The organism is Leisingera sp. ANG-M6, assembly GCF_000813905.1.
Taxonomy (GTDB): Bacteria; Pseudomonadota; Alphaproteobacteria; order Rhodobacterales; family Rhodobacteraceae; genus Leisingera.
The window spans coordinates 126725-135501 of the sequence record NZ_JWLG01000014.1 but is presented as its reverse complement, the minus strand read 5'-3'; the positions used below and the strand labels follow the sequence as shown (position 1 = coordinate 135501).

The following is an 8777-nucleotide window of genomic DNA, read 5'->3' as shown; positions in this document are numbered from 1 at the left end:
GCAAAGCAGAGCTTGGATACCTTGCTCAGCCTCTCCGCCGCCTGACCCCCGCAGATCTATCAAGAAGGAACAACCGTCATGACTGCTGCCCCGGCCCCCAAGAACGACCTTGGCGCCTATTGGATGCCCTTCACCGCCAACCGGCATTTCAAGGAGAACCCGCGGATGATCGCCGGGGCGGAGGGGATGTTTTACACCACCACCGACGGCCGCAAGGTGATGGATGGCACCGCAGGCCTGTGGTGCGTCAACGCAGGCCACGCCGCGCCGCGGATCACCGAGGCAGTGCAGAAGCAGGTGGCGGAGCTGGATTACGCGCCGGCCTTCCAGATGGGCCACCCCAAGGCCTTTGAGCTGGCAAACCGGCTGGCGGACCTGGCGCCGGGGGATCTGAACCATGTGTTTTTCACCAACTCAGGCTCGGAATCGGTGGAGACCGCGCTGAAGATCGCGCTGGCCTATCACAAGGCCAAGGGCGAGCCGGGCCGCACCCGGCTGATCGGGCGCGAGAAGGGCTATCACGGGGTCAATTTCGGCGGCATCTCGGTCGGCGGCATCGTCAACAACCGCCGCCATTTCGGCAGCCTGCTCACCGGCGTCGACCACCTGCGCCACACCCATGATCCGGAGCGCAACGCCTTTACCAAGGGCCAGCCGGAGCATGGCGCGGAGCTGGCGGAGGATCTGGTGCGGCTGATCGAGCTGCACGGGGCCGAAACCATTGCCGCGGTGATCGTCGAGCCGATGGCGGGTTCCGCCGGGGTGATCCTGCCGCCGAAGGGGTACCTGGAGCGGCTGCGCGAGATCACCCGCGAGCATGGCATCCTGTTGATTTTCGACGAGGTGATCACGGCCTATGGCCGCCTGGGCCGCGCGTTTGGCGCGGATTACTATGGCGTCGAGCCGGACATGATCACCACCGCCAAGGGGCTGACCAATGGTGTCATTCCGATGGGCGCAGTGATGATCAGCAGCGAGATCCACGATGCCTTCATGACCGGCCCCGAGCACATGATCGAGCTGTTCCACGGCTACACCTACTCGGGCAACCCGGTCGCCTGCGCGGCGGCGCTGGCGGCGCTGGACACCTACCGCGAGGAGGAGTTGTTCGAGCGCGCGGCGGCGCTGGAAGGCTATTGGACCGAAGCGCTGTTCAGCCTGAAGGGGCTGCCGCATGTGAAGGACATCCGCTGCTCGGGCCTGGTCGGCGCGGTGGAGCTGGAGCCGGTTGAGGGCCTGCCGACCAAACGCGCCTTTGACACCTATCTGCGGGCCTGGGACAGGGGGGCGCATCTGCGCACAACCGGCGACATCATTGCCATGTCGCCGCCGCTGATCATCGAAAAATCTGAAATCGACGAGCTGATCGGCATCCTGGCCGAGTCGCTCATCGCGTGACCAACCGGCTGCCGGTCCGCCGCGGAGGAGCGTGCGGGGCCGGCAGCCGCCAAGGGAGAGACAACATGAAAGACGTGCAAAGCAACGCCCGCATCAATGGCAGCCGCCTGTGGGATTCGCTTATGGAAATGGCGCAGAAGGGCCCGGGGGTGCGCGGTGGCAACAACCGCCAGACGTTGACCGATGCCGACAAGGAAGGCCGCGACCTGTTCAAGCGCTGGTGTGAAGAGGCCGGCATGACGGTGGGCGTCGACAGCATGGGCAACATGTTTGCCCGCCTTGAGGGCGCCGAGCCGGATCTGGACCCGGTGATGATGGGCAGCCACCTGGACACCCAGCCGACGGGCGGCAAATACGATGGCGTGCTGGGCGTGCTGGCGGGGCTTGAGGTGGTGCGCTCGATCCGCGATCAGGGGATCACTCCGCGCCGCCCCATCGTGGTTGTGAACTGGACCAACGAGGAGGGCACGCGGTTTGCCCCGGCGATGCTGTCCTCCGGCGTGTTTGCCGGCGTTCATACCCAGGACTGGGCCTACGGGCGCAAGGACGCCGAGGGCAAGACATTCGGCGAGGAGCTGGCCCGGATCGGCTACAAGGGCGACGAGCCGGTGGGCAGCCGCAAGATGCACGCGATGTTTGAATTGCACATCGAGCAGGGCCCGATCCTGGAGGCCGAGGGCAAGGACATTGGTGTCGTCACTCACGGCCAGGGCCTGAACTGGCTTCAGGTGACGCTGACAGGGCAAGAGGCGCACACCGGTTCCACCCCGATGCCGATGCGCCGCAATGCGGGCCTTGGCGCGGCGCGGATCACCGATCTGGTGCATGAAATCGCGATGAGCCACCAGCCCGACGCTGTCGGTGCCGTTGGCCACTGCGACTATTACCCCAACAGCCGTAACATTGTTCCGGGCAAGGTGGTGTTCACCATCGACTTCCGTTCGCCCAGCTTTGACACCCAGACCGACATGGAGCAGCGCCTGCGCGAGGGTGCGGCGAAGATTGCCGAGGAGCTGGAACTGGGGCTGGAGATCGAACGGGCAGGGCATTTCGACCCGGTCACCTTTGACAAGGGCTGTGTGGATGCTGTGCGCCGTGCGGCGGAGAAGCTGGGCTATTCGCACCGTAACATCATCTCCGGCGCGGGGCATGATGCCTGCTGGATCAACAAGGTGGCGCCGACCGCGATGGTGATGTGCCCCTGCGTTGACGGCCTGAGCCATAACGAGGACGAGGAAATCAGCCGCGAATGGGCGGCGGCGGGGACGGATGTGCTGCTGCACGCCGTGCTGGAAACCGCAGAGATCGTGGAGTGAGCCGCATGAGCCAGAGAACCGTGATCAAGGGCGGCACCATTGTTGCCGCCGACCGCAGCTATGCCGCTGATGTCGCCATCGAGGATGGCAAAATCGTGCAGATCGGCGCGGGCCTCAGCGGCGACAGGGTGCTGGAGGCCGAAGGCTGTTATGTCATGCCGGGCGGCATCGACCCGCATGTGCATCTGGAGATGCCCTTCATGGGCACCCATTCGGCGGATGATTTTGAAAGCGGCACCCGCGCGGGCCTCGCTGGCGGCACCACCATGGTGGTGGATTTCTGCTTGCCCAGCCCCGGCCAGTCTATGCTGGCGGCGCTGGAGGCCTGGCACGCCAAATCCAAGCGCGCCTGTGCTGACTATTCGTTCCACATGGCGGTGACCTGGTGGAGCGAGCAGGTGTTCAACGAGATGCAGCAGGTCGTGGACCTCGGCATAAACTCTTTCAAGCACTTCATGGCCTACAAGGGTGCGCTGATGGTGGACGATGACGAGCTGTTCGACTCGTTCCGCCGCTGCGCCGCGCTGGGGGCGCTGCCGATGGTGCATGCGGAAAACGGCGATGTGGTGGCCACCATGCAGCAGAAGCTGCTGGCCGACGGTATCACCGGGCCGGAGGGGCATGGGCTGTCGCGCCCGCCGGAGGTTGAGGGCGAGGCCACCAACCGCGCTATCATGATCGCCGCCATGGCGGGTGTGCCGCTGTATGTCGTGCATACCTCCTGCGAACAGGCGCATGAGGCGATCCGCCGGGCACGCCAGAAGGGCATGCGGGTCTTTGGCGAGCCGCTGATCCAGCATCTGGTGCTGGACGAAAGCGAATACCGCCACCCCAACTGGGATCATGCTGCGCAGCGGGTGATGTCGCCGCCATTCCGCGACAAGGCGCATCAGGACAGCCTGTGGGCCGGTCTGCAGGCAGGCTCCCTGCAGGTTGTGGCGACCGACCACTGTGCATTTACCGTGGATCAGAAACGCTTTGGTATCGATGACTTCACCAAAATTCCGAACGGCACCGGGGGCCTTGAGGACCGGATGCCGGTCCTGTGGAACGAGGGAGTGAATACAGGCCGATTGACTCCGAACGAGTTTGTCGCCGTCACCTCCACCAATATCGCCAAGATCCTCAATATCTACCCGCGAAAAGGAGCGATTGTGGAAGGCTCCGACGCCGACCTGGTGGTGTGGGATCCCAAGAAATCCAAGGTGATTTCTCCAGAAACCCAGCAATCGGTTGTGGAATACAACGTGTTCTCTGGCCGCGAGGTCACCGGCCTGCCCCGCTACACGCTCAGCCGCGGCGAGGTTGCGGTGGACGACGGCATCGTCTGCGCCACCCCGGGCCACGGGCGGTTTGTGGACCGGCCCGCGTTCCCCGAAGTCAACAAGGCGCTGTCCAAGTGGAAAGAGGTGACCGCACCGCGCCAGGTCGTGCGTTCGGCTGAAAACATGCCGGCCTGCGTCTGATCATGCCCCCCGGCACAGGCCGGGGGTTTTCGCATCTGCGGCCCTGTGGAGGACGGGGCGGCAGTAAGCCAATAACAGGGAGGAAACTGAAAATGGCTGATATCACCAGCGGGTTTTCCGCATCCGGTGCCGAGGCGCCGCCGCGGACCGATCTGACCGGGATCGACCCCGAACTCTATAACGAAGACCAGCTGCCGACGACGGCGGCGGAGCGCACCTGGGACTGGCTGTCGATTGCCGCGCTTTGGGTCGGCATGGTGGTCTGTATCCCGACCTATCTGCTGGCCTCCTACCTGATCGGATCGGGCATGAGCTGGGACCAGGCGGTGCTGACCATTCTGGCGGCCAATGCCATCGTGCTGATCCCAATGGTGCTGGTTGGCCATGCGGGCACCAAATACGGCATACCCTTTCCGGTGCTTCTGCGCTCGTCCTTCGGACCCAGCGGCGCCAAGATTCCGGCGGTGGCCCGCGGTATCGTTGCCTGCGGCTGGTTCGGCATTCAAACTTGGGTTGGCGGTTCGGCGATCTTTGTGATCCTGAACACCCTCACGGGCGGCGCGCTGGCGGGCGAGGCGCTGCCGGTGCTGGGCATCAGCGCGGGCGAGTTCATTTGTTTCCTCGCCTTCTGGGCGCTGCATCTCTACTTCATTGCAAACGGCACCGAGTCGATCCGCTGGCTGGAGACCTATGCGGCACCGTTCTTGCTGGCGATGGGGCTGGCACTGCTGGCCTGGGCCTATGTCAACGCGGGCGGCTTCGGAGAGATGCTGTCGACCCCCAGCGCCTTTGATCCCGGCCAGCCGCAGGAAGGCCAGTTCTGGGTGGTGTTCTGGCCGAGCCTCACCGGCATGATCGGCTTCTGGGCGACCCTGGCGCTGAACATTCCCGACTTTACCCGCCACGCGCGCAGCCAGAAGGACCAGCTGCTGGGCCAATTGGTCGGCCTGCCGGTTCCGATGGCGCTGTTTGCCTTCATCGCCTCTGCCGTGACCTCGGCCACTGTAGTGATCTACGGCGAGGCGATCTGGGATCCGATCCAGCTGTCCGAGAAGATGGGCGGATTTTCGGTGATCATCGCGCTGTTTGCGCTGATCGTGGCGACGCTGACCACCAACCTGGCGGCTAACGTCGTGGCACCTGCACACGGGTTCTCGAACCTGGCGCCCAGCAAGATCAACCTCAAGCGCGGCGGCTACATCACCGCGGGCATCGGCATTGCCATGTTCCCCTGGATCCTGGTGAACCACATCATCGGCTGGCTGATCGCCTATTCGGCGCTCTTGGGTCCGATTGCGGGCGTGATGCTGGCGGACTACTACCTGCTGCGCAAGACCAAGCTGGAAGTGGCCGATCTGTTCAAGATGAACGGCATCTACTCCGGCAGCAACGGCACCAACTGGGCCGGTGTCTGGGCGCTGGTGATCGGCATCCTGCCGAACCTGCCGGGCTTCCTGGCAGGTGTTGGCCTCACCGCCGGTACCTCGGACTTCTTCGCCACGATCTATACCTATGCCTGGTTCGTGGGCCTGTTCGTGGCCGGTGCCGCCTATCTGGTGCTGTCGAAGATCCTGAACAGGTAAGACAAGGCTCCGGAGCGGAAAATCCGCTCCGGCGCGTGCTGCAGACATTAATCTGAAAGAATGCCCAATGCCCAAAGCCTACTGGATTGCACATGTCACGGTGACGGATCCCGAGCCCTATGCCCTTTATGCCGCCGGGGCGACGGAGGCTTTCCGAAAGTTCAACGCGCGGGTGCTGGCGCGCGGTGGAACCTGCGAGCAGCTCGAAGGCGACGGCCATCTGCGTAATGTTGTAATCGAGTTCGACACGCTGGAGGCCGCGCTCGCCTGCTATAATTCGTCTGAATACCAAGCTGCAAAAAATCACCGCATTGATGCGGGCATCGCCAACATCGTGATTGTTGAAGGCGCTGAAGCCTGACTGAAAAGGCTCACCAAAGGCATCCTGATATCCAGGTGGAAGGCAATTGCTGTTTTCCACCCTCTCTAAAAAGGGCGACCCGGGGTACCGAGCTGTCTGTACCCCCAGCTAGCTTACTTACACCGTCAGCTGCCTTGGCCGAGGTTGCTGACGGGCGGAGTATGGTCTTTGAGTCTTGTGGCATGAATTTTTAGTTTCGGGTTTTCTTCCCCCGACATGAACGGCATGTTTCGCAGCCGCAATGCGGCGGTAAGTTTGTCGCTGTTGCCGCAACTTCCGCGCTGCAAGCGCACGCGGCGGGAAAATCCAAGGTACATGCTGGGCTCACTGCCGCCGAATGCATCGGCAGAAATGGTGTTCTCGGATGACTTCCGAGAACAGGCATCCACTCCGCTTGTACGATGACATCGTCAGCGCGGTAATGATGTCTGGGGTTGGCGGGAGCACTATGCCAAGAGTCCAACTTCCCGCTGTCATCCCGAAACGAAGAGCCTGGAACAAGGGCCGGATCATCGGCCAGAAACGGCCACTGTTGCCGAAACAGGTCTGGGCGATCCGCGCGTGGCTCGAACTGGCGGGCAACCTGCGCGATCTAGCACTGTTCAACGTGGCAATTGATAGCAAGCTTCGCGGGTGCGATCTGGTGAAAACCCTCACTGTGAAGCAATGACAGGAGACAAAAACAGCGATTTCCAACAGTCGGAAAAATGACTTTCGTAGTTGTGAGCGTGCCTTGGCCCGCGGGGGCGCGGTGGTGCTGCAAAAAGCTCTTCTAATGCGCTCTGCCAGGGTTTAATTCCTGCGCCGTCAACCAGTGCGGCTCCATGGGGCAAGTGATCCGTAAGTCCATCGACGTTGCTGACAAGCAGCCTGCGTCCCGCTGCCAGGGTTTCAATCGCAACCAGCCCGTAGGCTTCCCATCGCGACGACATTACCACGGCGTCCAGGTCAGCCATCGCCGCAACCGGGTCGGAGGCAAATCCTTTGAAATGTATGCGGTGATCGCCGGCGGCAAGGTCGCGGAGCAACGTCTCCTCCGCCCCCTGACCATAGATATGAAGGGCAATGCCGGGATCGCTGAGTTCGCGGAAAGCCTTGATCAGGATATCAAATCCCTTCTGCGGTTCCAGCCGCCCAATGGCACCGATTGTCTTTACCGCGCCCTCTGGCGGTGCCAGTTCCCGGAAAGCAGACAGACCAACGCAGGAGGGAATGACATGCAGGGCGGCCGGCCGCACGAAACCCTCATCCCTCATCCACTTCCCCTGCGCGGCACTGACGGCAACGACATCGTGGAACAGGGCATATGAAAGCTTGAGGAGAGCGCCGAACCGCCGTTTCCGCCTGACATTTAGAGCTGTGAAGCACTTGGTGTAGCTGTGCTCGACATGAACAAGCCGTGCTGTGGGGTTCATGACACGCAAGGCGGCCAGCAAGGGGAGAAGGCGCCAGCTGATCGCAAGATGCGAAACGATCACATCCGCTTCCACCCGCCCTATGCAAAGCCTGTTCCGTTTCACCTCCAGCAAGCTGTGATCAGCCTCGCGCGTAAGATCAGGCGTTGTCATCATGTGACTGATGACGCGCATCACTCCGCCTGCAGTGGTGTCATCAACCAAGTGGGTTACACGGATAACGGTCATGACATGGCCTCGTTCCGGTGTGCCCGTGCGGCCAGTTTCATTGTCTTTCGCAAAGCCTTCGGCCCGGTCACGGCAAGCAGCGCAGTCGCCGCCAGGGTTGCCCCGGACTTCAACGGCTCCTCCCAAAGCGGCCGCAGGGAGCAGGCAAGCCACGCCCTGGCAAGACCTACTGCGCGGCGGCTGTCCAGATCGCTGATGGCGCGCCGGTTGAGGTAGCGGAGCTGATATGCCCGCGCCACATCTGTTTCTTGCGCAAAAAACTTGGGGTTGATCTGTGACAGCTTGCGAACCATCCGTTCCCAGGCGGCAAGCTGGCGGTCAGTCGCCGCCGAAAGCCCGCCTGAATTGATCCGGTAGCGTGTGAGCAGGCCCGGGATCCCTTCGAACGCCCAGTTGGTCGTCAAGGCAATCCGCAGCCAGCATTCGATGTCCTCGGATTGGCGGAAAGTCTCGTCGAAATACCAGTCGCGTCCGGTCTCGGACCGGGGCCGGAAGGCGATTTCGTCAAACACAGCCCGCCGGATCACGGCGGCAGAGCCGTTGCCGACCGGGTTGCGCTTGAAAATGTGCTTGGCATTGATGTTCTGCAGCCGAGGCCGCTGCGCCTGGCCCGTAAGGGCGCCATCTTCCGAGATGAAAGCAGATCCGGCATAGCTTATGCCTACATGGGGCTTGGCATCCAGGTGGCTGATATGGCGGGCCAGCTTTCCCGGCTCCCACATGTCGTCTGCGTCGCAAAACGCCACTACATCGCCCTGTGCGCCAGCAATACCCGAGTTGCGCGCTCCGGCAAGGCCGCGGTTTTTCTGGTGAACCACGCGAAAGCGCGGGTCGCTGCAGAAGCCCGCGGCAATCGCGGCGGTTGTGTCTGTGGAGCCGTCATTGACCACAATGACCTCAAACTCCGTTCTGGTTTGCCTCTGCAAGGAAAGAAGAGTGTCAGCGAGCGTTTTCTCGGCATTGAAAGCGGGAACGACAATCGATGTGAAGGCCATGGTTGTGAACCTCGA

The 8777-nt window shown here is 62.4% G+C and carries 8 protein-coding genes and 1 pseudogene; 6 read left to right on the top strand and 3 right to left on the bottom strand.

The genetic code is table 11. From position 1 onward, the window contains the following. Nucleotides 1-78: 78 nt before the first annotated feature. From RA24_RS12685 to RA24_RS12665, 5 genes are all read left to right on the top strand, one after another. Nucleotides 79-1398: an aspartate aminotransferase family protein gene (locus tag RA24_RS12685; RefSeq protein WP_039191943.1), complete on the top strand. Its 1320-nt coding sequence runs from the start codon at nt 79-81 to the stop codon at nt 1396-1398. A 65-nt stretch (nt 1399-1463) separates the two neighbouring features. Next, complete coding sequence (locus tag RA24_RS12680) at nt 1464-2714, top strand: Zn-dependent hydrolase (RefSeq protein ID WP_039191940.1); 1251 nt, start codon at nt 1464-1466, stop codon at nt 2712-2714. A 5-nt stretch (nt 2715-2719) separates the two neighbouring features. Then, the gene (gene hydA, locus RA24_RS12675; RefSeq protein WP_039191938.1) at nt 2720-4180 is read left to right on the top strand and encodes a dihydropyrimidinase; all 1461 of its coding nucleotides are present in this window, start codon (nt 2720-2722) and stop codon (nt 4178-4180) included. Nucleotides 4181-4272: 92 nt separating this feature from the next. Then, nucleotides 4273-5763 carry an NCS1 family nucleobase:cation symporter-1 gene (locus RA24_RS12670; RefSeq protein ID WP_039191935.1) on the top strand — a complete coding sequence of 497 codons (1491 nt, stop codon included), beginning with the start codon at nt 4273-4275 and terminating at the stop codon, nt 5761-5763. 67 nt (nt 5764-5830) lie between these two features. Further along, nucleotides 5831-6124: a DUF1330 domain-containing protein gene (locus tag RA24_RS12665; RefSeq protein WP_019296438.1), complete on the top strand. Its 294-nt coding sequence runs from the start codon at nt 5831-5833 to the stop codon at nt 6122-6124. A gap of 125 nt (nt 6125-6249) precedes the next feature. Here RA24_RS12665 and RA24_RS22285 read toward each other — a convergent pair whose 3' ends face one another. Beyond that, complete coding sequence (locus RA24_RS22285) at nt 6250-6441, bottom strand: hypothetical protein (RefSeq protein WP_152610591.1); 192 nt, start codon at nt 6439-6441, stop codon at nt 6250-6252. 131 nt (nt 6442-6572) lie between these two features. Here RA24_RS22285 and RA24_RS12660 point away from each other — a divergent pair. Next, nucleotides 6573-6773 (top strand): annotated as a pseudogene (locus RA24_RS12660) (integrase); the annotation flags it as partial. A gap of 4 nt (nt 6774-6777) precedes the next feature. Here the strand turns inward: RA24_RS12660 and RA24_RS12655 are convergent. Then, the gene (locus RA24_RS12655; protein ID WP_039191932.1) at nt 6778-7767 is read right to left on the bottom strand and encodes a glycosyltransferase; all 990 of its coding nucleotides are present in this window, start codon (nt 7765-7767) and stop codon (nt 6778-6780) included. Continuing rightward, complete coding sequence (locus RA24_RS12650) at nt 7764-8762, bottom strand: glycosyltransferase family 2 protein (protein ID WP_019296435.1); 999 nt, start codon at nt 8760-8762, stop codon at nt 7764-7766. Before RA24_RS12650 ends, RA24_RS12655 begins: the two co-directional genes overlap by 4 nt. Between the last annotated feature and the right edge of the window lie 15 nt (nt 8763-8777).

Bases quoted from the DNA above. Each gene is read 5' to 3' on its own strand.
- RA24_RS12670 (WP_039191935.1), top strand. From the start codon at position 4,273: ATGGCTGATATCACCAGCGGGTTTTCCGCATCCGGTGCCGAGGCGCCG.
- RA24_RS12665 (WP_019296438.1), top strand. From the start codon at position 5,831: ATGCCCAAAGCCTACTGGATTGCACATGTCACGGTGACGGATCCCGAG.
- RA24_RS12655 (WP_039191932.1), bottom strand. From the start codon at position 7,767: ATGACCGTTATCCGTGTAACCCACTTGGTTGATGACACCACTGCAGGC.
- hydA (WP_039191938.1), top strand. From the start codon at position 2,720: ATGAGCCAGAGAACCGTGATCAAGGGCGGCACCATTGTTGCCGCCGAC.
- RA24_RS22285 (WP_152610591.1), bottom strand. From the start codon at position 6,441: ATGTACCTTGGATTTTCCCGCCGCGTGCGCTTGCAGCGCGGAAGTTGC.
- RA24_RS12680 (WP_039191940.1), top strand. From the start codon at position 1,464: ATGAAAGACGTGCAAAGCAACGCCCGCATCAATGGCAGCCGCCTGTGG.
- RA24_RS12685 (WP_039191943.1), top strand. From the start codon at position 79: ATGACTGCTGCCCCGGCCCCCAAGAACGACCTTGGCGCCTATTGGATG.
- RA24_RS12650 (WP_019296435.1), bottom strand. From the start codon at position 8,762: ATGGCCTTCACATCGATTGTCGTTCCCGCTTTCAATGCCGAGAAAACG.